21 protein-coding genes are annotated in these 26,268 nt (G+C 65.6%); 4 read left to right on the forward strand and 17 right to left on the reverse strand.

Features of this window, described 5'->3' with window-relative positions:
• Positions 1-6 precede the first annotated feature (6 nt).
• Positions 7-2,880: a TonB-dependent receptor gene (locus PMI04_RS15195; RefSeq protein WP_007713454.1), complete on the reverse strand. Its 2,874-nt coding sequence runs from the start codon at positions 2,878-2,880 to the stop codon at positions 7-9.
• A gap of 367 nt (positions 2,881-3,247) precedes the next feature.
• Here PMI04_RS15195 and PMI04_RS15200 point away from each other — a divergent pair, with 367 nt between their 5' ends.
• Both PMI04_RS15200 and PMI04_RS15205 read left to right on the forward strand, forming a co-directional pair.
• Positions 3,248-4,651 (forward strand): hypothetical protein, encoded by a 1,404-nt coding sequence (locus PMI04_RS15200; protein WP_007713456.1) that lies wholly within the window; start codon positions 3,248-3,250, stop codon positions 4,649-4,651.
• On the forward strand, positions 4,648-5,034 hold the full coding sequence (locus PMI04_RS15205; protein WP_007713460.1) for a cupin domain-containing protein: 387 nt from the start codon (positions 4,648-4,650) through the stop codon (positions 5,032-5,034). Before PMI04_RS15200 ends, PMI04_RS15205 begins: the two co-directional genes overlap by 4 nt.
• 9 nt (positions 5,035-5,043) lie before the next feature.
• On the opposite strand, the gene PMI04_RS15210 is transcribed toward PMI04_RS15205, so the two are convergent.
• The 5 genes from PMI04_RS15210 to PMI04_RS15230 all read right to left on the reverse strand — a co-directional run bounded on the left by PMI04_RS15210 (position 5,044) and on the right by PMI04_RS15230 (position 9,717).
• Positions 5,044-5,220 carry a hypothetical protein gene (locus tag PMI04_RS15210; RefSeq protein ID WP_007713462.1) on the reverse strand — a complete coding sequence of 59 codons (177 nt, stop codon included), beginning with the start codon at positions 5,218-5,220 and terminating at the stop codon, positions 5,044-5,046.
• A gap of 73 nt (positions 5,221-5,293) precedes the next feature.
• On the reverse strand, positions 5,294-6,862 hold the full coding sequence (locus tag PMI04_RS15215) for a carboxylesterase family protein (protein ID WP_007713464.1): 1,569 nt from the start codon (positions 6,860-6,862) through the stop codon (positions 5,294-5,296).
• 94 nt (positions 6,863-6,956) lie between these two features.
• Complete coding sequence (gene kduD / locus PMI04_RS15220; RefSeq protein ID WP_283184791.1) at positions 6,957-7,712, reverse strand: 2-dehydro-3-deoxy-D-gluconate 5-dehydrogenase KduD; 756 nt, start codon at positions 7,710-7,712, stop codon at positions 6,957-6,959.
• 49 nt (positions 7,713-7,761) lie between these two features.
• The gene (kduI, locus tag PMI04_RS15225) at positions 7,762-8,601 is read right to left on the reverse strand and encodes a 5-dehydro-4-deoxy-D-glucuronate isomerase (RefSeq protein ID WP_007709280.1); all 840 of its coding nucleotides are present in this window, start codon (positions 8,599-8,601) and stop codon (positions 7,762-7,764) included.
• A gap of 66 nt (positions 8,602-8,667) precedes the next feature.
• Complete coding sequence (locus tag PMI04_RS15230; RefSeq protein WP_007708550.1) at positions 8,668-9,717, reverse strand: LacI family DNA-binding transcriptional regulator; 1,050 nt, start codon at positions 9,715-9,717, stop codon at positions 8,668-8,670.
• Positions 9,718-9,837: 120 nt separating this feature from the next.
• Here PMI04_RS15230 and PMI04_RS15235 point away from each other — a divergent pair, with 120 nt between their 5' ends.
• Entirely contained in the window at positions 9,838-10,635 is a 798-nt protein-coding gene (locus PMI04_RS15235; RefSeq protein WP_007708553.1) for a fumarylacetoacetate hydrolase family protein, read from the forward strand.
• Between the two features lie 31 nt (positions 10,636-10,666).
• Positions 10,667-11,944: an MFS transporter gene (locus PMI04_RS15240; protein ID WP_007708556.1), complete on the forward strand. Its 1,278-nt coding sequence runs from the start codon at positions 10,667-10,669 to the stop codon at positions 11,942-11,944.
• A gap of 42 nt (positions 11,945-11,986) precedes the next feature.
• On the opposite strand, the gene PMI04_RS15245 is transcribed toward PMI04_RS15240, so the two are convergent.
• The 11 genes from PMI04_RS15245 to PMI04_RS15295 form a co-directional block, all read right to left on the reverse strand.
• Positions 11,987-13,792: a hypothetical protein gene (locus PMI04_RS15245; RefSeq protein WP_007708558.1), complete on the reverse strand. Its 1,806-nt coding sequence runs from the start codon at positions 13,790-13,792 to the stop codon at positions 11,987-11,989.
• A complete protein-coding gene (locus tag PMI04_RS15250) occupies positions 13,789-15,888 on the reverse strand; it encodes a DUF4175 family protein (protein ID WP_007708560.1) in 2,100 nt (699 codons plus the stop codon). The genes PMI04_RS15245 and PMI04_RS15250 overlap by 4 nt, the downstream gene beginning before the upstream one ends.
• Positions 15,885-17,048: a BatA domain-containing protein gene (locus PMI04_RS15255; protein WP_007708562.1), complete on the reverse strand. Its 1,164-nt coding sequence runs from the start codon at positions 17,046-17,048 to the stop codon at positions 15,885-15,887. The genes PMI04_RS15250 and PMI04_RS15255 overlap by 4 nt, the downstream gene beginning before the upstream one ends.
• The gene (locus PMI04_RS15260) at positions 17,045-17,938 is read right to left on the reverse strand and encodes a DUF58 domain-containing protein (protein WP_007708571.1); all 894 of its coding nucleotides are present in this window, start codon (positions 17,936-17,938) and stop codon (positions 17,045-17,047) included. The genes PMI04_RS15255 and PMI04_RS15260 overlap by 4 nt, the downstream gene beginning before the upstream one ends.
• Positions 17,939-17,953: 15 nt before the next feature.
• Positions 17,954-18,943: a MoxR family ATPase gene (locus PMI04_RS15265; RefSeq protein ID WP_007708573.1), complete on the reverse strand. Its 990-nt coding sequence runs from the start codon at positions 18,941-18,943 to the stop codon at positions 17,954-17,956.
• Positions 18,944-18,986: 43 nt separating this feature from the next.
• Complete coding sequence (locus PMI04_RS15270) at positions 18,987-19,682, reverse strand: DUF4159 domain-containing protein (protein ID WP_007708575.1); 696 nt, start codon at positions 19,680-19,682, stop codon at positions 18,987-18,989.
• A 10-nt stretch (positions 19,683-19,692) separates the two neighbouring features.
• Positions 19,693-21,027: a TldD/PmbA family protein gene (locus tag PMI04_RS15275; protein WP_007708576.1), complete on the reverse strand. Its 1,335-nt coding sequence runs from the start codon at positions 21,025-21,027 to the stop codon at positions 19,693-19,695.
• 20 nt (positions 21,028-21,047) lie between these two features.
• Complete coding sequence (locus tag PMI04_RS15280; RefSeq protein WP_007708577.1) at positions 21,048-22,682, reverse strand: TldD/PmbA family protein; 1,635 nt, start codon at positions 22,680-22,682, stop codon at positions 21,048-21,050.
• Positions 22,683-22,924: 242 nt separating this feature from the next.
• A complete protein-coding gene (locus PMI04_RS15285) occupies positions 22,925-23,791 on the reverse strand; it encodes an SDR family NAD(P)-dependent oxidoreductase (RefSeq protein WP_007708578.1) in 867 nt (288 codons plus the stop codon).
• An 80-nt stretch (positions 23,792-23,871) separates the two neighbouring features.
• Positions 23,872-24,885 (reverse strand): LacI family DNA-binding transcriptional regulator, encoded by a 1,014-nt coding sequence (locus tag PMI04_RS15290; protein ID WP_007708579.1) that lies wholly within the window; start codon positions 24,883-24,885, stop codon positions 23,872-23,874.
• Complete coding sequence (locus PMI04_RS15295) at positions 24,882-26,147, reverse strand: MFS transporter (protein WP_007708580.1); 1,266 nt, start codon at positions 26,145-26,147, stop codon at positions 24,882-24,884. The genes PMI04_RS15290 and PMI04_RS15295 overlap by 4 nt, the downstream gene beginning before the upstream one ends.
• Between the last annotated feature and the right edge of the window lie 121 nt (positions 26,148-26,268).

Genomic DNA, 26,268 nt, shown 5'->3' on the forward strand with positions numbered 1-26,268 from the left:
TTCGGGCTACATTTTCAGGCGCGCACCGAACTGGAAGGTGCGACCGAAATGGTTGTACTCATAGTTGCGATTGGCATCGAGGTCGGTGTAGCGATCGCGATATTCATCGGTCAGGTTGATGCCGTCGATGGTGAATTCGAGCCAGTCGGTCGCCTTGTAGCGGATCGAGGCATCGACATTGACTGTCGAATTATACCCCTCGAACACGTTGCCGGTGCCGCTATTCTGGTCGATATAAGGACCACGATAGCTGGCGGACACGCGGGCGCTGAACTTCTGGTCCTCATAATAGAGCGTGCCGTTATAGGCGCGCTTGGACACGCCAAAGAGCGTCGTCGTCCGCAATCCCGAGACCAGGCCACCACCCGGCACCGTCGCCGGCCCCTGCACATTATAGGTCGCGCTGGAATCGATGAAGGTCGCATTGGCGATCACACCGAAATTCTTGAATATTCCCGGCAGGAAGGTGAAGGGCAATTGCAGCGCGATTTCCGCGCCCTTCAGCGATGCGCCGCTGCCATTGACCGTGGTCGCAATGGTCCAGATCGGCTGTGACTGCAGCGCAGGGTTCAGCGCGGCCGGCGAGGAACTGACCAGCACCGATGCAGGCAGGCCGGTTTCCGTGAAGGTCGCGTTGGAAATGGTGGCGGCGACCGGGAAGCTCTGCACATCCTTCTTGAACAGCGCGACCGAGAAGATCGACTGCGGCGCGAAGTACCATTCGATGCCGATATCATAGGCCGTTGCCCGGAACGGATCGATATAGGGATTGCCGTAGCTTACCCGATATTGGAAGCCATCGGCCGATCCACCCGGCGTCAGATTGCCCAGGGTCGGACGGGTCATCACATCGGCCACGGCTGCACGGATGATGATATCCTGAGCCGGGAACAACGCCACGTTCACCGCCGGCAGCCAGTCTTCATAGCTGCGCTTGATCGTCACCGGCGCGGTCCCGTTGATACCGGTCGAGGTCTGGTCGGTCTTGGCATAGCGCATGCCCGCATTCAGCGCATATTCGAGACCGAACAATTCCCCCTTAGCATCGAACTGGAAATAGCCGCCGGTCACTTCTTCGCGTACCGACCGATTATTGCCGACGTCGAGCAGCAGCGGACGATCATACAGCTTGGTATAGGCCGTCGCCGCATCCAGGTTCGGGATCAACCATTGGGTCGTGGTGCCCGACGGCTGCCCCGCCTTGCCCAGGGTGAACAATTCGCTCAATTGCGGCGTCGCCTGGAAACCATAAATGGCCGTCGGCCCGAACAGGCTGGTGGGCGAGCAAGTGATGGTACCCAGCACCAGATCCTTGCCGCCATTGCCGCAGACGGCGGTATCGCGCTGATAACCTTCCGTCTTGAAGTCGAATCGGCGCCACATCGTGCCGACCTTGACCGTCAGCCCCTCGGCCGCGTCCCATTCGGTGCGGAGCTGCGCGGTCTTGAATTCATTGGTGGTATTGGAGGGGCGATCACGAATTTCCGCCAGTTGGAAATTGGCCGGATCGGTCACGCTGGTGCCGAAGGTCAGCTTGGGCTGCTTCATGTTGCTATAGTCATAGCTATAGCCCTGGGCATCGCGATCGTCGAACACGACGGTCGTTTCGACCGGAATGTCGGCGTTCGACTTGGAAAAGCCGCCCAGCAGGGTGAAGCGGAACTTGTCGCCCACATCCTGGTCCCAGGTGCCGCCCAGCTGGTAAAATTCGGTGCTCGACTTGCGCAAATAATGTTCGGTACGGACCCAGGCATCGTTCAGCGTCGCCGAGATCATATTGCCATTATTGTCATAGACCGGGTTGACCACATTGATCGACCGTTCATTGGAGCGCAGCAGCACCTCGCCCCACTTCTCCTCGCGCGTTTCCTTGAACCGCGAATAGAGGCCATCGATCGAAATCTTGGTCGCATCGGTCGGCGCAAATTGAACCGACCCGGTGATCCCCAGGCGCTCGCGATCATGGCGCACTTCGCCATAGCGCGGAATGCGCGGGTGAAAGGCCAGAGCAGCCGTATTGCAGGCGTCGCTCGGACGATAGGTGCCGCCGGAATTGGGCTGGCTCCAGCAGGCTGTGCTGTCGACGCTGTCAAACCGCGCCTGAGCCCAGCGCACGCTGTTGTTACCCAGTTCCTGATTGTCCATGCTGGAATAGGCGCCCGACAATGCGACGCCAAAACGGCCATCGGCCGATTTCCACGAGGCGATGCCCGCCAGGCGCGGCCCCCAGTTTTTCGACAGGTCATTATAAGCTGCCGTTGCCGAACCGACCAAGGTCAGGCCATATTTTCCGCCCAGCGGATTGCCGGTGTTGAGATCGACCACCGCGCCCAGCGAGCCTTCGTCAAGCGAAGCCTCTGCCGTCTTGTGGACGACGATCGAATTGAACAGTTCCGAAGCGAACACGTTGAAATCGAATGAACGGTCACGGTTGGAACTGGCACCATCCGTCGAGGTGGCAACCGTTTCGAGACCATTGACGCGGACGCGGGTAAATTGCGCACCCAGGCCGCGAACACTGATCGCACGCCCTTCGCCGCCATCACGCTGGATCGAGATACCCGGAATGCGCTGCAGCGATTCCGCCAGATTCTGGTCGGGGAATTTGGCGATATCCTCCGCGACGATCGCGTCGACCGAACTCACCGTGTCGCGCTTCAGATTGATGGCCGCGCCCAGCGACTGGCGGAAACCGGTGACGATGATGTCTGCATTCTGGCCGCTGTCGGCCGCGCCCTGCGCCGTGGCGGCATCGCCCTGATCGGCCGGCGCCGGTGCAGTCTGGGCATGAGCGGCCGAGACGCAGGCAATGGCGCAGGCCAGAGTGGAGGCCGCAGACAGCCATTTCCGGGCGGACGAAGCCTGTACGAACGCAATCATAAAAACATCCCTCCTTATTTCCGCCACGCCTCTTTGGGGGTGCGGCCCGATGTTGTCCCCTTGAAGACACCGGTGTCAGAAACTTGTGACCCGACTGCGGATCAATGTCAATGATCATTGCGGCAATTATGTCTGAAGCCGTCAGGCCAGCCGTCGCGGCGATTTTCGGCACCCTTCTGCCGCGCAACCCTCCATATCGAGCCATTTTGCACCGCAATATGGGCCATGTAGCTCAAAATTGAGAGAGACAGAACCCGAGCCGGCGCCATTAGCAAGATGTCGGCAAACAGATTCGACACCGGTGTCAAATTGCTTGCATCATCGCCCTCGCGGTGCAAGTCTGGCAGCGAGAGGAGCCTTCGGAAGAATGACAAAAATCGCGCATCTGCTTGCCTTGCCGCTCATCGGCCTTGCCCTGACCACCCTGCCCGCCCCTGTGGCCGCCGCGCCTGCAGCCACCGTTCCATCCAATGCCCAGACCGCCTTTCCCGGCGCCGTCGGCTGGGCGTCCGCAACGCCCGGCGGCCGGGGCGGCCGCATCATCCGCGTGACCACGCTGGCGGCCGACGGCCCCGGCAGCCTGAAAGCGGCACTGGAGGCGAAGGGCCCGCGCATCGTCGTGTTCGAGGTCGGCGGCGTCATCGACATGGCGCGCCAGACCATCACCATCCGCGAACCCTATCTGACCATTGCGGGCCAAACCGCCCCCTCCCCCGGCATCACCCTGATCCGGTCGGGCATCGACATCGCCACCCATGACGTCATCATGCGCCATATCCGCGTGCGCACCGGGGTGGACGACCAGCCGCTGCTGAGCGGATGGGAGGCGGATGCCATGTCAGTGGTCGGCGGTCATGACATCATCGTCGACCATTGCAGCTTCACCTGGGCGATCGACGAGAATATGTCGGCGTCCGGCCCGCGCTTCAATGGCAAGACGCCCGATGAATGGCGCGCCAACACAGCGCACAACATCACCTTTTCCTATAATCTGGCGGCCGAGGGCCTGGCCAATGCCAGCCACCCCAAGGGCGAGCATAGCAAGGGCACGTTGATCCACGACAATGCGACCAACATCCTCATTTATCGCAACGTCTACGCCCATAATGTCGAGCGCAACCCGCTGCTGAAAGGCGGCGTCCATGCCGCCGTGGTCAACAACATCATCTATGATCCGGGCGAGCGCGGCGTGCATTACAATCTGATGGCGCTGGAATGGGGCGAACATCCCTATCAGAATGGCAAGCTGGCGGCGGTCGGCAATGTCATGCGCGGCGGCGTATCGACGGCGACCGGCCTGCCCTTCCTGACGCTGGGCGGCGACGGCGACCTGGAATATTATGGCAAGGACAATCTGGCGGTCGACAAGTTCGGCAAGCCATTGCCGATGTTCGGCCGCTATGGCGAGACCAAGGCCAGGCTGATCGAGACGCAGACGCCGCCGACCTGGTGGCAGGGGCTGGACGTACTGCCGGTGCGCGATGTCGAGACCCATGTACTGTGGCGCGCGGGCGCCCGCCCCTGGGACCGCGATGCCGACGATCTGCGCGTGCTGTTCTTCGTGGCGGAAGGGCGCGGCGAGATCATCGACAATGAGAAACAGGTCGGCGGCTATCCCAAATTCGCACCAACCCGCGCACCCTTTGTCGAGGGCGACTGGAATCTCGACACGATGGAGCCGAAATCGGGCCGCTACCCTGGCCAGAAGGACGACATCACCGAGCACCTGTCGGATCGCGACAAGATGATGCGGCAGGAGGCGAAGCCATGAGCCTGATGCTGTTGCTGGCAGCCGCCGCCGCGCCGCCCATGGTCGTGATCGACGAGCGCGAGGTGATGCGGGACGAGCCGCCACCCCATGGCGAGATCGGCATGTCGACCGCCTATCGCATCAGCGACGCCGTGCCGCAGCCGCGCAGCATGGAGTTCCGCAAGCGCGTGCTGCATGTCGGGGCGGCGATCGGCGTCCATCCGATCGCCCATGACGAGGTCTATTATGTCCTGTCGGGCGAAGGCGTGGTGACGTCCGACGGCGTGGAAAAGCCGCTGACGCAGGGCATGGCCGCCTATCTCTACAAGGACGCGAAAGTGGGCATCCGGCAGGTCGGCAAGGAACCGCTGGCGCTGATCATCAGCTATCCGGTGGTCCACTGACCCGACAAGTCACCAGGCGCGGGGTATATTGCCTATGCGCCTGGCGACGTTGGTTTCGATCGCGTTGAGTTCAGCCTGGCTGAGCACGCCCGACAGCATCAACCGGCGCATCAGTTCATCGACCAGCGCCGCGAGAAAATGCAGCTCACCCCGTTCTGCCGCATGATCCAGTTCATCGACGTCCATGCCATCCTCCTTGCTGCGGAAACTGGATCAATGCACGTCCCGCCTTCCGGTTCATGAGGACACGGCCAGCCGTTCAGCTGCCCGGCTGGATATAGGGAACGCGGGCGAAGAGGTCCCGCTCCCAGCCGCGCGGATCGCTTTCCACCCGACTGTCGACATCGACGATCATCGTCTGGCGCCCGTCCAGCCGATAATGCGGCCACGGTATCATCCCGGCACCAGTGGGGTCGCCGCGCCGGGCGAAAGCGAGGAAGCGCTGCATCAGCGCGCGCGAGGCGGCCTGGGCGCCTGCGCCCGTGCCGGTGAAGCTGCCCGGCGCGTCGAGCGTGCCGAAGGCGAGCGCGATGTCCATGGTGTGCGGCGCGCCGCGTTCGGGCTGGGTCGGCGAGGCGAAATCGACCTGATAGACCCAGGTCGGCGCATCGGCGCGGGCCCGCGCCTCCGCCTCCAGCACCTGCCCCGGCCAGCTGCGCCCGGCCGTGGTCGCGGCATAGAAGATGCGCTGCGCCGACCAGTCGGGATAGCGCGCACGATATTGGGCGACGATCCATTCGGGCGAGAGGTCCATGCGCAGTTCCGGCGCGATCCGGGTGGCGAGGTTGGACCAGTCCAGCCCCTGGAGCTTGGGGCCATGGGGATCGATGAAGGCACGGGTCTCGTCATGGGTGTTGCCCAGCATCATCGGGATCGCCTGCGACTGGGGCGGCGCATCGGGCCAGAAGGGATGGCGCGCAAGATGCGTCATGTCGAGCACCGGCCCCATATAGAGGCCGCCGCCCATGATCGGGTCTTGCGCTGCCAACCCCTCCACCAGTTGCGCCGTCGAAAGTGACAGCAAAGATGACAGCTCATCGACCTTTATGCCCAGCCGGGCGAGATAGGCCTGCGCCCGCTTCGTCGCGTTGAGCGGGCCGGAGGCGGTGACCTGCTGCCCGCTCATGGTGATGGCGCGGTGGAACAGGCCGGCGGCGGCCGGCATCGCCATCATCGTCGCGATCTTGGCGCCGCCGCCCGACTGGCCGAACACCAGGATATTGCCGGGATCGCCGCCAAAGGCTGCGATATTGTCGCGCACCCATTGCAGCGCGAGGATGAGGTCAAGCTGGCCGGCATTGCCGCTGTCGGCAAAGCGCGGATCGAGCCGGGCGAGATAGAGATAGCCGAAGATGTTGAGGCGGTGATTGACCGTCACCACCACGACATCGCCCTGCGCCGCCAGCCGGTCGCCATGGGTCAGCGGATCGACCACGCTGCCGTTGGAATAGGCGCCGCCATGGATATAGAGCATCACCGGCCGCTTGGCGCGCGGGTCCGGACCGGGGGTCCAGATATTGAGGAACAGGCAATCCTCGCTCTCCGGCTCCTGCTTGCCCTGTTGCGGGCAGGATGGGGCGAAGGCGCCGGCATCGGCCGTGCCGGTCCAGCCATCGGGCACAAGCGGTGCCTGGAAGCGGCGGGGCGCGGTATCCTGACCATAGCGCAGGCCGCGAAAGACATGGAGGCCGCCCTCGCGGGTGCCGGCGACCCGGCCCTTGCGGGTGGTCACGATGCTGGCGGTGGCGGCATGGGCCGGGCGAGCGAGACTGGCGCCCAGCAGGGCCGCAGCCCCGGTCAACGCGCTCCGCCGGTCGATATCGGGCATCCGTCCTCCTGTGATGGGTCGGGAGGTTCAAGCCCTCCTCTTTGGTCAGGGTTGTCCTGCGCCCGCCCATCAGGAACGGGCGCAGGACGGGATATCAGCGGGCCAGCCAGCCGCCATCGACGGCCAGGACATGGCCATGGATATAGTTGGCCGCCGGCGAGGCGAGGAACACGGCGGCGCCGCCAATGTCGCTCGGGTCGCCCCAGCGGCCGGCCGGGATGCGCTCCTGGATCTGGCGGTTGCGGGTCTCGTCGGCCTGCAGCGCGGCGGTGTTGTTGGTCGCGATATAGCCCGGCGCGATCGCGTTGACGTTGACGCCCCTGGCCGCCCACTCGTTCGCCAGCAGCTTGGTGAGGCCGGCGACGCCGCTCTTGGACGCGGTATAGCTCGGCACCCGAATGCCGCCCTGGAACGACAGGAGCGAGGCGATGTTGACGATCTTGCCTGAACCCTGTGCCAGCATGTGCCGCCCGGCCGCCTGCGCCAGGAAGAAGGTCGACTTCAAATTGGTGTCGATCACCGCGTCCCAGTCTTCCTCGGTGAAGTCGACGCTGTCGGCGCGGCGGATGATGCCGGCATTGTTGATCAATATGTCGAGCCCGCCCAGCTTGGCGATCGTCTCGTCGACGACGCGCTGCACCGGCTCGATGCTCGACAGGTCAGCCGAGACGATCTCCGCCTTGCGGCCGAGCGCCCGGACCTTTGCGACGGTTTCCTCCGCCGGGGTGCGGCCGACCGCCGCAATGTCGGCGCCGGCCGCCGCGAGCGACAGCGCGATCGCCTGGCCGATGCCGGTATTGGCGCCGGTGACAATGGCGACCTTGCCACCAAGATCGAAGATGTTGCTCATGTCAGGACTCCCTGGCCCCTTCCACTCGCGCGAAAGGGGCGAAAAACCGTCAGGCCAGCTGGCAGATGTCCAGCACGTTCATGTCGGTATAGTCCTGGTTCTCGCCGGCCATCGCCCAGATGAAGGCATAGGCCTTGGTGCCCGAGCCCATATGGATCGACCAGGGCGGCGAGATCACCGCTTCCTCGTTGGCCATGACGATGTGACGCATCGCGTCGCCCTCACCCATATAGTGGAAGACGCGGTCGGCATCGCCATCCAGCTCGAAATAGAAATAAATCTCGCTGCGGCGCTCATGGATGTGCGGGGGCATGGTGTTCCACACCGAACCGGGCTTCAGGACCGTGAGGCCCATCACCAGCTGCGCGCTGTCGCAAATGCCGGGGATGACGAGCTGGAAGATGGTGCGCTCGTTCGATTCTTCCAGGCTACCGCGCTCCAGCGCATTGGCGTCGGCGATGCCGAGCTTGCGGGTCGTGAACGCCTTGTGCGCCGGGCAGGAGGCGAGATAATAGCGCGCGCCGGCACCGGCAAACTCAACATCCTTGGCGCCCATCGTCACATAGAGGCAATCCTTGTTGCCGAGCGTGAAGACCTCGCCGTCGACGGTCACGGTGCCTTCGACGCCCGAAACATTGACGATCGCCAGTTCGCGCCGCTCCAGGAAGGGATGGCCCGCCGCCGAGGCCGGCTCGGTCTGCGCCGGCAGCTTCACCGGGGCATCGGCCACCGCCACGCCGCCGATCACGAAACGCTCGGCATGGGTATAGTTCAGCACGCATTCGCCGTCACGGAACAGCCCGCCGATCAGATAGCGATCCCGCAGCTCCTCGTTCGACACGCACTCCATCATGTCGGGGTGGGTCGCATAATAGGTCTTGTCGAACATGATATCCTCACCCGTTTGTCTGAAATTTCTCCCTTGGGAAGCAAATTTGGAAACCGGTGTCAACCTTCAGGATGCGAGCGGCGCGACCGAACTGCGCCGGATCAGCGTCGAACTGAACAGCGACGGCTCGCTGACCTCCGCTTCCTCGCCGATGGCGGTGCCGATCAGCTTGAGCGCGGCGGCGCGGCCCATGGCGGCGATCGGCCAGCGCACGGTGGTCAGCGGCGGCCAGACGCGGGTGGTGAGCGGCGTATCGTCGAAACCGATGATCGACAATTGCTCCGGCACCTCGATCCCGCGCAACCGCGCCGCATAGAGGACGCCGGCCGCCATCTCGTCATTGCTGGCAAAGATCGCGGTCGGCGGCGAGGTCAGGTCGAACAGGTTTTCGGAAGCGGAAACCCCTGATTCAAAAGTATATTGTCCGTCCGCTACCAGGCTGCGCGGCAGGCTGATGCCGGCTTCCGCCAGCGCCATTTCAAAGCCCTCGCGCCGTTCCTTGGCCGAGCGGAAGCCATGCGGCCCGGCGATCAGGCCGATCCGCCGATGCCCCTGCGCGATCAGATAGCGCACCGCGTCCGCCACCGCGTCCCGGTCATTGGAGGCGACCATATGTTCCGGGTCATCGAGCAGGGCCGAGCCCATGCGCACATAGCGACAGCCGGCATCGTCGAACAGCTTCGAAAGATGGTCATTTTCCGAGAGCGGCGGCAGCACAACGACGCCGAACAGGCGCTGGCGGGTCACGAAATTATGGATGTCCTCCATCACCATGGCCGCCCCCCTGTCCACCGGGCGCACCACCAGCTCGAACTCGGTGCCGTGCAGCGCCTCCAATATCCCCTTCTGCATGCTCAGCACCATCTGGGCATTGGGATTGTCGTAGATGAGGCCGATCAGGAAATTGCGCCCCAGCGCCAGCGCGCGCGCCTGCGGATTGGGAACATAGCCGGTCTGGCGGATGATTTCCTCCACCTTGCCGCGGGTTTCCTGGTTCAGCAGCGGCGATCGGTTGATGACGCGGCTGACCGTCTTCTTCGACACGCCGGCCATGCGGGCGATGTCGTTGATGGTCAGCTTGGCGGTGGCGCCCTCATCCCTGGGTGTCTTTGTCATGGCCCTTTTATAGCGCGCTTATGGCCCGCAACCAGCGCAATATGCGTCGCTCGGCAAATCTATTGACACCGGTTACTCTTGCAGGCATCCCGAGAGGCAGAACCAGCCGAGAGGATCATCGTGACCGCCGCTTCCCCTGCCGCCATTGCGCGCGCCTTCGTCACCGCCCGACAGCGCGCGACGGGCTTTTCCGACTATCCCGGCCCGATCCCGCCCAGCCTGGCCGATGGCTATGCGATCCAGGCGGAGGCGCTGACGCTGGTCGATGCGCCGGTCGGCGGCTGGAAGGTCGGCCGCGTGCCCGTACCGCTGGTAGAGCGCTTCGGCGCCGATCGGCTGGCCGGGCCGATCTTCACCCCGACCATCCATGCCCTGACCCCCGACGCCACCGGGCTGGTCTTTGCCCAGGGCTTTGGCGCGGCGGAGGCGGAGTTTCTGCTGCGCATCGGCCAGGCGCCCGATCCGGCGCAGACGCGCTTCACCCTGGAGGAGGCCGCCGCGCTGGTCGACGCGGTCCATATCGGCCTGGAGATCGCCAGTTCGCCCTTCACCGGCATCAACGAACATGGCCCGGCGGTCACCGTTTCGGATTTCGGCAACAATAACGGCCTTTTGATCGGTGCAGCCGTACCGGACTGGCAAAGCCTGGCCTTTGCCGAGGTCGAGATCAGCCTGCGCATCGATGGCGTCGTCGCCGGTACCGGCCGCGCCGTGAGCTTCCCCGACGGGCCGATCGGCTCGGTCCGTTTCCTGCTCGAAAATCTCGCCGCGCGGGGCATCGGGCTGCAACCGGGCGCATGGATATCGACAGGCGCCGTCACCGGCGTGCATGAAGTGCGCGTCGGGCAGAATGTCGTCGCGGACTTCGGACCGCTCGGTACCGCACACTGCGTCATCCGCCCCCAAGCGGCCGCCTGACAAGGCCGCAGGGCAAGAGGAGAGGAAGAGAATGAACGAGGCCGTCGCCGGAGCAACCCAGAGGGTCGGGCGCTATCGCTGGGTGATCGTCGGGCTGCTGTTCGCCGCCACCGCGATCAACTATGTCGACCGGCAGATGATCGGCGTGCTGAAGCCCACATTGGCGGCCGAGATGCACTGGTCGGAAACCGACTATGCCAACATCGTCTTCTGGTTCCAGGCGGCCTATGCGATCGGCTATCTGGGCTTTGGCCGGCTGGTCGATATGATCGGCGCGCGGTTGGGTTATACCGTCGCGATCATCATCTGGACCATCGCCCATGTCGCCCATGGCGGCGTGCATAGCGTGACCCAGTTCGCCTTCGCCCGCTTCGGCCTGGGCGTCGGCGAATCCGGCAATTTTCCGGCCGGCATCAAGGCGGTGGCCGAATGGTTCCCGCAGAAGGAGCGCGCCTTCGCCATCGGCCTGTTCAACGCCGGCGCCAATGTCGGCGCGATCATCACCCCGCTGCTGGTGCCATGGCTGACCATCCAATATGGCTGGCGCTTCGCCTTCATCGCGACCGGCATATTCGGCGTCGTCTGGCTCGCCGCCTGGCTGATCCTCTATCGCCGGCCACAGGAGCATCCGCGCGTCGGCACCGCCGAACTGGCCTATATCCAGCAGGATCCGGCCGATCCGGTCACGCCGATCGGCTGGCGCCGGCTGATCAGCGTGCGCGAATGCTGGGCCTATGCGGTCGGCAAATTCTGCATCGATCCGATCTGGTGGTTCTTCCTCTTCTGGCTGCCCGGCTATCTGGGGGAGCGCTATGGCCTCGACCTCATCAGCTTCGGCCCGCCTTTGGTCGCCATCTACCTGCTGTCGGACCTGGGCAGCGTGGCGGGCGGATGGATGTCGAGCCGGCTTATGAAGGCGGGGCGCAGCGTCAATGCCGCACGCAAGCTGACCATGCTGGCCTGCGCCGTTGCGGTGCTGCCGATCATCTTCGCCCAGTCGATCGACAATCTGTGGCTGGCAGTGCTGGTCATCGGCATCGCCACCGCTGCGCACCAGGCCTTTTCCGCCAATCTCTATACCCTGCCGTCGGACATGTTCCCGCGCGGGGCGGTCGGATCGGTGGTCGGCATCGGCGGCACGGCGGGCGCGATCGGCGGCATGCTGATGGCGAAATATGCCGGCTATATCCTCGACAGCATCGGCAGCTATGCGCCGCTCTTCGCCGTCGCAGGCAGCGCCTATTTCATCGCCCTGCTGGCGATCCACCTGCTCTCGCCCCGGCTGGCGCAGGTGAAGGTGCCCGACTGAAGTCCCTACTGCGTTCCTTGGGGGGAGGATGGCGGTCCCGGGTCAGGCGGCGGCGAGCGCCGTACGGCCGATCCGGGACCGCTCAAACCACCAGAGCAGGGCACTGGCAATCAGCCAGCCGATGAACCAGGGCCAGGACGGGCCGGGAACGGAACGCGCGGCAGTGACGCCATCGCCCTTCTGGCCGGCGCCCTGCAGCAGGGCCATGGCCTGATACAACTGCGCGGCCCGCAGCGTCGGCAAGGCATTGGCGGGGTAGATGTAGAAGGCCGCAGCCGAGCCATCCGTCCGGCGCAGTTGATGCCAGCCCGCCCGATCGGGCCACCAGGCGGCGCAGTCGCCGGTCGCAGGATCGATCGACAAGGGCGCGCCATCGATACGGGCGCCGGGCTTCAGGCCGCACAGGCTGATCCGTTCCTGCACCCAGGCCGGGCCTGTGAACGCAGGGACAGGCCCCGGCGCGGGCCGTACCACAGCGGCCATCATCCGCCCCCACCAGTCGCCATACAGATCGCCCCGGCCGCTCAGCACCAGGCCGAAACTGTCGAGCCCGGTCCAGACCGCGACGCGACCCGCGCCCAGCGCGCGCCAGGCGGCGAGCGGCGTGCCGGCAGAATCCTGCACCAGCGGCACGACGTCCCGCCCCGCGGGGAGGCCATCCATGCGGGTGACTTCAGGCAGGACATCGTCGCCGATATTGAGGTCGGCGGGTATGTCGGTACTGCCAATGCCGGCGCGGGTGCGGGCGCGATCGGCGGCCAGCGAGGCCGGCAGGGCAATCGGCGCGATGCCATTGCCACCGGACAGATCGAAGCCCAGCGCGCGCCACTGGCCGCGCAGCGTGCCGTCGGCCGGGCCGCTGCCGCGTAGCAGCAGGCCCATGCCACCGCGCACGGCATCCAGCACCGCGCCGCGCGCGCCGCCAAGGCCCGCCCAGGCGCGATCATCGACGATCAGCAGATCATAGCGGCGCAGGCTGGCGGCATTGATCGCCACCGGCGCGTCGCCCAGCGCGACGCCGCCGCCCGCGCCCATGTTGAGCGTGACGGCATAGCCGGCGTCGGTCGCCCAGCGGCGCAGATATTTGACCTCCGGCCCCGGTGCGCCGGCCAGGATCAGCAGGCGCGGCGCGGCATCGCCTTCGACCAGCAGCGGCACTACCGCCTGTTCGACCAGCCCGCCATCGGCGCGGCGGAGGCGCAGGGTGAACTCGGCGGTGCCGGCGGCGCGCGCGGTGCCGGTCAGGCTGAAACGCCCATCGGCATCCACCGGGGCGGCGTCGGTGATGCGCCCGGCAGGATCGAGCAGTTCGACCTGCGCCTTGGACAGGCCGGCCACTTGGCCGCCCACCATGAAGGCTGTGCCCGGCGCGACCCTGTCGGGTCTGGCCAGTGCGATGATGCCGGAAGGAGACGGCGGCGGGGTGTAATCGATCGCCAGTCCCGGTGCGACATCGCGATCGCGGGCGACGAGCCCCTGCCCCAGGATAACAAGGCGGCGGGTGTCGGGATAGCGGCGCAGCGCAGTCGCCAGATCCGGCACCGCCTGCGCGCCCGCCACGTCCGGCGCTTCGGGCAGTGCGACCAGATACGCGCCCTTGACGGCCGAGGCGAAACGCGAACTGCCCTGGGTTGCCACCGTCAGCGTGCCGCCCGCCACGGGTAGCGCGGGCGGAAACAGGCCGAAGAACAATAGAAGAGCGACAATCGGCTGGAGCAGCATCAACGCCGCGAGGCGCCAGGGCCGCGCGCCCAGATCGCCCGCCGCGCGCTGCCACAGGATCAGCCTGGCCCAGCCGACCAGCACGGCCGCACCGAGGAGCAGCGCGGTGATGGCTTGCGCGCTCATGGCCGTCCCCCGATCGCACCGAGATAGCGCGTGCCGGCAGCGTCGGCCGGGCGCCGCCGCGCCACGCCACCCTGCGGCCGCTCCATAGCCATCCACAATTGCGCGCGCAGCTTGTCGCGGCAGGATGCGCAGGCAGGCTCTCGCCGGACCGCGTCGATCGCGCCGCTCAGTGCCAGTGGATCGGGCAGGCGTGCGGCGTTGGCCCGCGCCCATCCCTCCAGCGCGTCGAGCGGCACCGGTCCCTGCGCCAAGCCGCGCCAGGCGGCGGCAGCCGGGCCGTCATCGCCCTGTACCGCGACCAGCGGCTCGAAATGGTCCGCTATCCCCTCGCGCTTGCCGGTCATGCGGCGGGCGGGGTCGATCGGCGGCAGTTCCGGCCCGACACGCGACAGGAAGATGCGGGTCGCCTGCTGCACGTCCTTGATGAAGCGCAACGCCTTGTAAGCGAAGGGCAAAGCCAGATCCGGCCGGCCCTGCTTCAACTGCATTTCCGACTGCCACATCTCGTCCACCGCCTGTTTCAGGATCGCGCGGGTTTCCGGGTCCAGGCTGGAGGCGGGCGATTCATCGTGCGGATGGCCGAACTCGGCAAGCACATCTTCCTTCTCGCCAAAGACATTGGGGGCCGCGACCGGCGGGCCATGGTCATGGCCGTCGCCCTCGCCATGGCCATCCGCATCGGCGGTCGGCGGGCTGGGTTCGCCTTCGCTCTCGCCGCCCAGAAACTGGCTGTAGCGGCCGCGCAAGATTTTCTGGTCGTTGCCGATGCCGTTGGATTGCGACAGATATTTGTCGGCCGACAGGCTGCGCTTGCGCTTCAGCAGCGCCTCGATATCGATGATGATCTGGCGCTGACTGCGGAAATAGGCCGGCAGGGTGGTGTTGACCATGCCCTGCAGGCCGGCGCTTTCCGGGGCCTTGGGCGCGGGCCAGCGCAGGATGACGCTGGGGCCGCGCACCTCCTGTGGCGATGGCGCGCGATTGTCGCGCACGATGATCTGCACCACCATGTCGCCGCCGGCCGAAAAGCCGAGTGCGCCGAAATCGAGGCGCGGGGCGAAGCGCCGGTCGCGCGCCGGGCCGGTGCCGGACACCGCGATCTCGCGCTCGGTGAAGCGGATATTCTCGCCCTCGCCGATCGCCAGGGTGATGCGCAGCCGGGCGGTGGCGGCGACGCCATAATCGTCGGTCGCGGCGAAAACGGGCGTCCAGCTACGCTGACCCGGTGTCACCATATTAAGGCTGGCGGCGGGCGCGATCAGCTTCACCTGCGGCAGCGCATCGGCGACGCCGTCGATCCGGTGCAGCGGCGGCAGCGGGCCGCGCCCGGATGCCGGGTCGACCCGGTAGAGGAAGGAGGCGTCGAGCGTGCGGCTGGCGATCCAGTGCTCGCCATCGCGACGCAGCGCCACGCCCGCGCCGCCAAGCGGCAGCAGCGCCGGCGTACTCGCCTGCGGATCGAAGCGGAAGGTCCATTCGAGGCGTGATCCCAGCGGCGCGCGCGCATCGAGCTTGGCCTCGTCGCGGAGCGGCAGGCCGGTGTAGGCGGGCGGGATGATGCGCAGATTTTGCGCGACCAGGCGCGGGATGCCGGGCTTTGCGGTAATGCCTTCGGCGGCGGGGGCCAGCACGACGGGTTTGTCGCTGCCGCGCGGCCAAAGCAGGAGGGCGGCGATGCCGAGCAGGGCCACGACCCAGAGCGCGATAATCATGCGGCGCGACCAGTCCGGCGCCAGTTCCTCCGGCATGCCCTGCCCCAGCCGCTGGTCAAGGCGGGATCGTTGCAGCCGTTGCAGCGACCCGAGCGCCTGCGGATCGGCGAAGAGAAGCCCGCTGCTATCTTCCAGATCGGGGCGGCTGGCATCGAGGCGGCGGACCAGCCAGGCCTGATCGAAACGCCGAGCACGACGGACGATGAGAGCGCCGAGCAGACCGGCGCCGATCAGCAGCAGGATCACCGCCGGCACTCGTCCGGCGAAGCGCCAGACGAGCGCGCTCGCCAGCAGCAGGATCGGCAGACCGCGCAGCAGCATGTCGAACCGCACGCGCCGGCGGCTCGGCGTCAGCCAGGTGGAGAGCAGCGCGTCGGCACTCATGGCGCGATCGCCCGTTTGCGGCTGGTGGCAAACCAGCGTTCGGCGAGCAGCAGCGCGGCGATCAGCAGCGCCAACCAGGGGCGCAGGTCGGCCGGCGGTTGGGGATAGGTACGTCCGCCAGTCAGCGGCGCATAGGCGGCAGCTTCGGCGCGTTGCGGCGCGACGCTTGGCGGCTGGATCAGCGCGCGCAGGCGGGCAGGGAAATCCGCCTCCAGCACTTGCGGCATCTGTGCCGGCTGCAACGGGCGGGTGAAGCGGAGCAGGCGGCCCTTGCCGATCGGCATCGCCTCCACCAGCGGCCGGGCAAGATCATCCTGCCACAGGGGCGCGGGGGTCGTGCCCTGGGGCAGCAGCGCATCGGATGGGACGATCGCCTGCCCGCCCTGCGCGATCCAGCGTTGCAGCGCTTCAGGCAAAGTGCCGGCGCTCATCCAGAACAAGATCTTGTCAGATGAAGGCAATGGCGCGGTCAGTGGGCCGCTGTCGATACCGGCCGACTTGCCCGCGGGCTGCCAGGCAAGCGCTGCGGCATTGAGGTACCGCAGCCCGGCGGCATGACCCGCGTCGGCGCGGATCGCGATCGACGGCGGCTGTACCGCCACCGGCTTGCCCGCCGGCATCGCGCCGGGGACGATGCGCCAGTCGACCTTGCGCGACAGGCGCGGCCGCTCCGCATCGGCGCCCTGGAGGATCTGCGGTACGATGATGGTCAGCGGCGCGCCCTGCGGCAGTTCCGCGTCAAGCTGGCGCACCAGACTGCCTAGCGGGATGGCGTCGGTCGTGATCGGCTTGCCCGGTTCGACGCGGGGATAGCCGGGCACCAGCCAATGCGCCCTGCCATCGGCCAACGTCTTGTCGTCCACCGCCGCCGGATCGACGCCGGGCGTCAGCGCGACATAGGGCTGCTTGCTGGCGGCGCCGAACAGCACCGGATGGGCCAGCCACAGCACGACCAGCGCCAACAGCGCGAGGCGCAGGGCGAGCAGCAGCCATTCGTCGAAACGGAGGCGGGACCGTGGCTTGGGCTTCTGCCGCAGCCAGCGCAGCGCAGCGAAATCGGTCGGCAGTTGCTCGCTGCGCCGGGCGATATGGATCGCGAGCGGGATCAGCAGCGCCAGCAGGCCGGCCAGCGCGGCGGGGAGCAGCAAGGCAGGCGTCATGAATATTCGGCCGCGTCATGGGCACCGAACAGGCGGCGCAGCGGCAGGTCGATCGGCTCGTCCAGCACATGGGTCGCGCGGCGGATGCCGACCGCATCGAGCCGCGCATGCAGCTCCGCGCGCGCCTCACCAAAGCGGCGCAGAAATTCGGCGCGCAGCGCGGCGCCATCGCCCAGCAGTTCCTCGCCCGTCTCCGGATCGCGAAAGCGATAGCCGCCGTCGAACGGGAAATCGCGTTCGCTCACGGTCAGCATCTCGACCACCAGAACCTCGCGCCCGGCGGCCGCCAGCTTCTCGACCAGCTCGATCGCGCCGGACTCGAAACAGTCGCTCAGCAGGATGACCAGATCATGGGCACCGATCCGTTCCCACAGCGGCGCCAGTTGCGCATCGTCTGGAAAGCCGCCCGCCGGCTGCACCGGCAACAGATCGAGCAGCAGCCGGTCGCGCTGGCGCAGGCCGGTGGCGGGCGGCAACAGGCGCAGCCCTGTGTCGGAGAGCGCCATCCAGCCGAAGCGATCGCCCTGCTGCATCGCCAGTTCGGCGATGCTGGCGGCGATCCCCTTGGCCGCGTCGAGCCGGCTATAATCGGGCCGGATCGCGTCCGCCTGCCCCATCGACGCGCTGGCATCCATCACGATCCAGACCGCGACCGGGCTTTCCCGTTCCGCCTCGCGGACGAAGAATTTGTCCGACCGGGCATAGAGTTTCCAGTCGATCTGGCGCAGCTCGTCGCCCGGTTCATAGGCGCGATATTGCGCAAATTCGAGGCCGGCGCCCCGGCTGTGGCTCTGGTGCAGGCCAAGGCCATGCGATCCCACCGCCCGGCGCGTGAGCAGGCGCAGGCTTTTCAGCCGGCTGCGCACGTCTGGGGGAATGAAATCGGCCATGGCTGCGCGTCCGGATCAGGCGAGCGGCACAGCGCGCACCAGCGCGGCGACCACATCGTCGGCACTCTTCCCTTCCGCCTCGGCGGCGAAGGACAGCAGCAGGCGATGGCGCATCACCGGCCCGGCCAGCGCGACGATATCCTCACGCGTGGCCGCCAGACGGCCCTGGAGCAGCGCGCGCGCCTTGGCCGCCAGGATCAGCGACTGGCCGGCGCGTGGGCCGGCGCCCCATTTCACATATTTGCGGATTTCCTCCGGCGTGCCCTCGCCGGGACGGCTGGCGCGTACGATGCGCGTCACCCAGCGCAGCAGATCCTCGCCGAAATGCACGTCGCGCACCAGCTTCTGCAGCGCCAGCACCTCCTCGCCCTGCATCACTGCCGGCACCGCGCCGGGCTTGGCGCCAGTGGTCTGGGCGAGAATGTCATGCTCCTCCTGCTCGGTCGGATAATCGACGCGGATATGGAGGAGGAAGCGGTCGAGCTGTGCATCGGGCAGCGGATAGGTGCCGGCCTGTTCCAGCGGGTTCTGCGTCGCCAGCACGAAGAAGGGTGAGGGAAGCTGATAGGTGGTGCCGCCATAGCTAACGGTGCGTTCCTGCATCGCCTCCAGCAGCGCCGCCTGCGTCTTGGGCGGGGTGCGGTTGAGTTCGTCGGCGAGCAGCAGGTTGGTGAAGACCGGGCCTTTCTGGAATCGGAAGCTGCGATGGCCGGTGCCATGATCCTCCTCCAGCAATTCGGTGCCGAGAATGTCGCTGGGCATCAGGTCGGGGGTGAACTGGACCCGGCGGAAGTCGAGCTTGAGCGCTTCACCGAGCGAGCGGACCAGCAAGGTCTTGCCAAGGCCCGGCACCCCTTCGAGCAGGCAATGACCGCCGGCGAGCAGGCCGATCAGCAACTGTTCGACCACCGCCCCCTGCCCCACGATCGCCTGGCCGATCGCCGCGCGCAATTCGCCCAGGCGCGCCAGTTTCTGCTGGATTTCCGCTTCGCTGATATCGGTCATTTCATGTCCCTTGCTGGGCAAATCATCGGGTGGGGAAACGCCGTCACGACGACAGCGCGTACATCACGATATTGACCGCGAACCTGGTATTGTCCTCGGCCAGGAAGCGCTTGTTGCGCCAGTCATAGTCCCACTCGCAGCCATAATCCTTGTTGCTGTAGAGAACGCCCAGGCGGCCATTGACCTCTATGCCCTTGAGATAATCATGGACCAGATCGTCGCCCCAGCCGTTCAGTTCCAGCCCGGTATTGGGCGGCCCGTCGAATTTGAAGAAGCTGCGATAGACCGGATGGGTCTTGGGCAGCGTCTTCAAGCCCTTGGGGCCGAAAATCTTGGCCATCTGCGCCTCGAACGAGCGGGCGAACAGGCCGTCTATGTCATGGTTGCAATCATCCACCAGGACGAAGCCGCCATTGCGGACATAGCGCTCGAAATTGCGCCGCTCGGCCTCCGAAAATTCGACCAGCTTGTGCCCCGCCATGTAGCAGAAAGGCGCGGTCAGCATCTTCGGGTCCGAAAGGGCAATGACATGCTCCTTCGGATCGACCCGCAGCGTCGTATAATCGATCAGCGAGGTGATGAGGTTGGACGGCATGCGCTGGTCGACGTCCCAGTCGCCCGAGTCATAGCGCAGCCGCGTGAACCAGAAATCATAGCCTCCTGCCGCAGCGAGCGGCCTTGCCAGCATTGCGCCGGCAAGGCCGCCTGCCATCAGGCGGAGAAATTCCCCGCGCGTCATGATCGCAAGATCACACCGCGTCCGAGAGCGAGGTGAAGGTGAAGTCGCGCAGCTTCATCGGCGGCACGACGATGTTCATCGACACTTCGTCCGGCGGCACCCGGACCGGGCGACCCAGCTCTTCGACATTGTTGAGCATGATCACCGGGCTCTCGTTAAACCGGAAATTCTTGATCGGATATTTGATCTGGCCGTTCTCGACATAGAAGGTGCCGTCGCGGGTCAGGCCGGTCAGCAGCACGGTCTGCGGATCGACCATGCGGATATACCAGGTGCGGGTGACCAGCACGCCGCGCTCGGTCGAGCGGACCAGGTCGGCGGTGGTCTTGGTGCCGCCGGTCATCAGGATATTGCCCATCTGACCGATCGCAGGCTTGCCCTGCTTGCTCGCCCAGTAGCGGCTATAGTTGAGGTTCGTGACCTTGCCGTCCTTGACCATGTCGACGCGCTGACGGGCCAGGCCATCATCATCCCAGGGCAGGCAGGGCGCGACCGGATCCCACGGGTCGGTGTAGAAATTGACCTGCGGCCCGAACACCTGTTCGCCGAGCTTATTGCCGCCGCCCTTCTTCGACAGGAAGCTGCGGCCCTCGTCCGCCTCGCGCGCGCCGAAGAAGTAGAACATGAAGCCGATCAGGCCTGCGGCCGCCATCGGTTCCAGGATCACGGTATATTTGCCGGGCTCCAGCGCCTTGGCCTCGGACGAGGCCGATGCCTTGCGCATGGCGATCTGGATGTCGCTGTCCGCCTTGAATCGGGTGGCGTCCTGCGTGTCGGTGCCGACCCAGCCGGAACCCCGGCCATCCTCGGTCCGCACGGTGCAGGTATAATCCAGCATGGTCGAGCGCTGATAGCCGAAATTGCCCTTGCTGTTGGCGATCGCGACGAAGCTCTGATTATCCTCCAGATAGCCGGCCGCGATCAGCTTCTGCGACTTGCAGGCGCTGATCGAGGTCGACGCCACCTGGGCGCGATATTCCGGCGTGATGTCAGCGGTCGACTGGGCGAAGGTCGGGCTGGCCTTATAGGCCTGCTTGTCCACCGCTGGCATGAATTCCGGATTGTCCGGGGCCAGATTGGCCAGCGTTTCGGCCCGGCGCACCACCCGTTCGAGCGAGGCGTCGTCGAACTGGTTGATGGTGGCAGTGCCGATCTTCTTGCCATAGGCGACCTGGACCGCCAGCTCGATATCGTCGGTCAGGCCCGCAGTCGACACGTCGTTGCGGGCGAAACGGATATTGCCCTGGATCTTGCCGGTCAGTTGCGCGGTGCACTCGTCGGCCTTTGACATGGCGACGACCTTGGTCAGGATTTCCTTGGCCTGCGCTTCGGTAAAGATGCTCATTTTCTGTCTCCCCTAAAGCGTCAACCGAGCGAACGCGCGGTGTTGATGACGTTGATACCGTTGAAGCGCGCGGTCGAAGACCCGTGCGACACGGCGGAGACCTGGGCCGGCTGGCCCTTGCCGTCGAAGAAGGAGCCACCCAGGCGATAGTCGCTCTGGTCGCAGACGCCGACGCAGGCATTCCAGAATTCCGGGGTGCGGATCTGGTAGGCGACGTCCTCGATCTGCTGACCGATCTTGCCATTCTTGATCTCGTAGAAGAGCTGGCCGCCAAACTGGGCGTTGTAGCGCTGCTGGTCGATCGAGAAGCTGCCATCGCCGATGATGTAGATGCCGTCCTCGACGCCCGCGATCATGTCGGCGACGCTCTGCTTGGTCTTGCCCGGCTCGAGCGACACGTTCGCCATGCGCTGGAACTGCACATTGGACCAGCTATCGGCATAGGCGCAGCCGTCCGATTCCTTCTTGCCCTCGATATGGGCCTGGTCACGGATCGCCTGATAGCCGACCAGCTTGCCGTCGCGGATCAGATCCCACTTCTTGGTCTTCACGCCCTCGTCATCATAGGCGACGGCGCCCAGACTGCCGGGCTGGACCTTGTCGGCGACGATGTTCACCTTGTCGCTGCCATATTGGAAATGGGCCTGCAGCTTGTCCATCGTGGCGAAGCTGGTGCCGGCATAATTGGCTTCATAGCCCAGCACGCGGTCCAGTTCGAGCGGATGGCCGACGGATTCGTGGATGGTGAGCCAGGTGTGCGACGGGTCGAGCACCAGGTCATATTTGCCCGGCTTGACCGACGGCGCCTTAAGCTTGGCGCGCGCCTGCTTGGCGGCGGCGACGGCATCTTCCTTCATGTCATAGGACTGGCCATAGACGGTGACGCCATTGGGCAGGACAGTCTTGCCACTGGCGGCGCCGTCCAGATATTCAAAGCCCAGCCCCATCGGCGAGGACAGGCCGTCGCGCGTGCGGAACTTGCCGCTGGTCTTGTCGACTGCGGTCACCTCCATCGGCGCCCAGATGCGGTGGACATCCTGGTCGATATAGCTGCCATCGGTGCTGGCGAAATATTTCTGCTCGTTGACCAGGAACAGGATCGAACGGATGAAGTCCGCGCCTGCCTCCATGGCAGCGGCGTTGACGCCCATCAGCAGATCGACCTTGTCCTTGATCGGCACGGCCATGCTGTTCTTGACGATCGGCGTGCGCCAGCTGACCTCGCCCGCGCCCTTGACCGGGGCGAGCTGGACCGGGGCGCTCTGCTGCGGCGCATTCGCCTTGGCGATCGCGACCGCCTGCTGCGCGGCCTTGGCGACCGCTTCCTTGGTGATGTCGTTGGTGGCGGCAAAGCCCCAGGCGCCGTTCGCCAGCACGCGAATGCCGACACCGGTGGATTCGGTGTTGACGATATTTTCGACATTCTTCTCGCGGGTGATGACGAACTGGCGCAGGTAGCGCCCGACCCGGACGTCGCAATAGCTGGCGCCGGCGCTCTTGGCCGCATTCATCGCGGCATCGGCCAGTCCCTTCTTGAAGCCGACATCAAGCGCACTGTTCAGCTCTTCTGCTGCAATGACCTTGCCGAGGAAGGACGGCAGGACGAGCCCGCCGACGCCCAAAGTGCCAAAGGCCAGGAAGTCGCGTCTATGCAAGATAGCCTCCACTGGAATGCCCGCAGGACGCGGGTCTGTCTTGTCGCGAAGGCAGCCCCCTTGGCACCCCCCGCTTGGATGGCGCGGATCATTGCGAGCCGGACAGACGAGGTCAAACGGCTTTTCGGAGCGACAGGGCGTGGCCCCAGGGGTTTCGACGAACGACAAACCGATGCCGACCAACGACATGAGCGGCCATGACCATGTCACATGCCCTGCCCAAGGTCGCGATTTTTCCGGCTTTATCTCAGATGCTTGGCAATGAGATTCTCGCTCTCATCCCAAAACCGCGCAACCACCGCCGGATCATCGACGAGTGGATTGGGCGTGCGCAGAGCGCGGCGATACCAATAGCCGCCGCCATTCGCCCCGCCCTCCGTCTCAGTCGCCAGCCAGACCAAAGTGTCCGCCCCTTCCGCCTCGCTCGCCTTGTCCAGGCCAAGCGAGCGGGCCTGGGTATCGGCGGGCGCATGCGAAAAGAAGTTCGAGTCGACGGCGCCGGGATGGACGGCATGGGCGACGATGCCTTCGCCCGACAGCCGCCGCGCCAAGGCCCGTGCGAACAGGACATTGGCGAGCTTGCCGGTGCAATAGGCCATGCCCGGGCTGAACCGTTCCAGATTCTGCAAATCGTCCAGGTTGATCGCCGGGATCATCTCGCTGGCATCCGATGCGGTATTGAGGATGCGTACTGCCCCCGCCGGCTGGTCAGCCGCAGCCTTGCGCAGCAACGGCAACAGGCGCTGCGTCAACAGGAAAGGCCCCAGATGATTGCCGGCGAAGTTCGCCTCCAGCCCCTCATCGGTCATCACCAGCGCATCGGTCATGCCACCGGCATTGTTGAACAGCACGTCCACCCGGTCCGTGAGGGCCGCGATGTCCCGAGCCAGTTGCAATGCCCCATCCAGCAACGACAGGTCGGCGCGCAGCATGTCGACCTGCGCGCCAGCCGCCGCGCCCCGGATCTCCGCCTCTGCCGTAGCAAGGCGTCCCGGATCACGGCCGGTGCCGATCACCCGCCAGCCCTGCCGTGCCATGGCCTTGGCGATCGCCTTGCCGATGCCCGAACTCGCGCCCGTCACCACCGCCACGCGTACCTGCTCCACCATGTCCTGCTCCCTGGATTTGTCAGGCAGCCTATCGATTGATGCAGGGTGATGCACGCCGCCGCAGCGATGCGTGCGGGCGATCATACCGGGCCGGTACTACCACGCAGGATCAGTTCATGCGGCAGCATGAGCGCGCCTCTGACACCCGCTCCCCGGCGGAACTGCGGGTCAACCAATATGTCGACCGCCGCTGTCGCCATTTCGGCCTTGGGCTGGCGAATGGTCGTCACCTGCGGCCAGGCCGCGCGCGAGGATGGCGCATCGTCGAAACCACAGACGGACAACGCCTCCGGCACAGCGATGCCATGCTTCATCGCCGTAATCAGCACGCCCAGCGCCATATCGTCGTTCGACGCAAAGATCGCCGTTGGCCGATCGGGCAGCGCCAGCAATTGCTCGCCCAGTTCCAGCCCACTGCGCGAGGTAAAGTCCCCGCGTAGGACGCAGGATTCGTCAACCTCGACGCCCGCCGCCGCCATCGCGGCGCGAAACCCTTCCTCACGCCGGGCGGACGCGCTGTGACTGACCGGCCCCTGGACGAAGCCGATATGGCGATGCCCCAGGCCCAGCAGATACTCGGTCATTTCCCGTGCCGCGCGACGGTCATCCATCCGCACGGTCCCCGACGCTGGTGGCGCCACGCTGGGCGCCACCAGCACGGTGGGCAGGCCCGCCTCGGCAAAGACCGCCATCAGCGCGACATCGTCGCAGATCGGCGGTGCGATGATGGCACCGTCCAGGCGCAACGCCTTGATACTGGCGCGCAACTGATCGGCCCAGTTGGGCGCTGCAAGATCGACCGGTTCCACGACGAGATGATAGCTGCGCGCGCGACACCCCATCAGCGCGCCATGCTGCACATCGGCAGCATAGCCCGAAACCGGATCGTCGATGAACAGGCCGAGCAGATAGGAACGCGAACTGGACAGGCTGCGCGCGAAGGCATTGGGGCGATAATCGAGTTCCGCCACCACCCGTTGCACCACGTCGCGTACTTCGGGGCGGACATGCGCTTCGCCATTGATGACGCGCGATACCGTCTTGGCCGACACGCCCGCCCTGGCAGCGACGTCCTTGATCGTCACGACATTCATGCCTCTGCCTCCAGCCCTCGTGCGCAGATCCACGCAAAGGCGGCGACACCGATATAGCACAGCGCCGGCAGCAGCAGTGCGGGCAGCAGCCCCACGGCATCGGCCGCGACGCCCGTCAGCACCGGCACAATCGCGCCGCCGACCACCGCCATGCACAACCACATCGATGCCAGCGGCGCGAGGCGCCGGTCACGCGGCATGGCCAGCGCATAGATGGTCGGATACATGATCGCATTGCACAGGCCGACGGCGATCAGCGCAGCCGCACCCAAAGCTCCCGGCAGCAGGATGGCACCGATCGTCAACGCAATCGCCGCGACGGCGGCCAGCAGCAACAGCCTCGCCTCGGCGATCCGCGTCATCAGCCAGGCGCCGATGAAACGGCCGACCATCGCCCCGGCCCAATAGAGGCTGACCAGTCTTCCCGCGCTCACCGGATCCAGCGCCAGCCGTTCGGGCTGCATCATGATATTGGTCATCAACGTCCCGATCGTCACTTCCGCACCGACATAGACGAAGATGGCCAGCGTTCCCCATAATAGGCGCGGATCGCGCAACACCGCGAATATCTGTCGCGGCCAGTCCTTCGGCAGCCCTTCCCCGCCGCCGACCGGCGCATGTGCCAATAATCCGCGATGGCCGACATAGAGCAGCGACAGGGCCGCCAGCACCGCACCCGTGGCGATGAAGGGCATGGAGGCCGCCATCTCCGCCCGGGTGCCGGGCGCAATGTCGGCCAGTAGAAAGGGCGCGGTCAACAGCGGCCCAAGCACCGTGCCAAGCGAATTATAGCCCTGAAGCAGGGTTAGTCGGAATGCGGCGCCACGCGATGGCCCGATGACCGTAACCACCGTGTTGGATGCAATCTGCAGCACCGTCTGCCCCGCCGACAGCAGCAGCAAGGCGCCCAGCACCAGAACGAACCGATGCGCAGTTTGTGCGATCACCAGCGCCAGACATCCCGCTGTCATCACCATGAGGCCGGCGGCGATCGAGCGCATATAGCCGACTCGTACGACGGCCAGGGCGGCGGGCAACGCGAACAGCAGATAGCTGGAATGGAAGGCAAGCTGGACCAGCAGCGCCCCTTTATAGTCGAGCGCCAGGATCGACTTGAGCTGCGGTACCAGCAGGCTGATCGACGCACTCAGGAAGCCGCCGACGAAGAAGACTCCGATCGATAGCCAGAACAAGCGCTTGGCAACATATTCCAGCATTTTTCCCGGCCCGGTAGCCGACGGCGATAGAGGCATGTCGGACATTTATGGCAGCCTGATCGGGATGGCAAATGACTGTTGCATGGAAAACACATAGCCTGACATCGATGTCAAATCCATCTTGACAACGATGTCAGACTTTGGTCATTGCAGCGTCACAAGTAAC

Source organism: Sphingobium sp. AP49 (assembly GCF_000281715.2).
GTDB lineage: Bacteria > Pseudomonadota > Alphaproteobacteria > Sphingomonadales > Sphingomonadaceae > Sphingobium.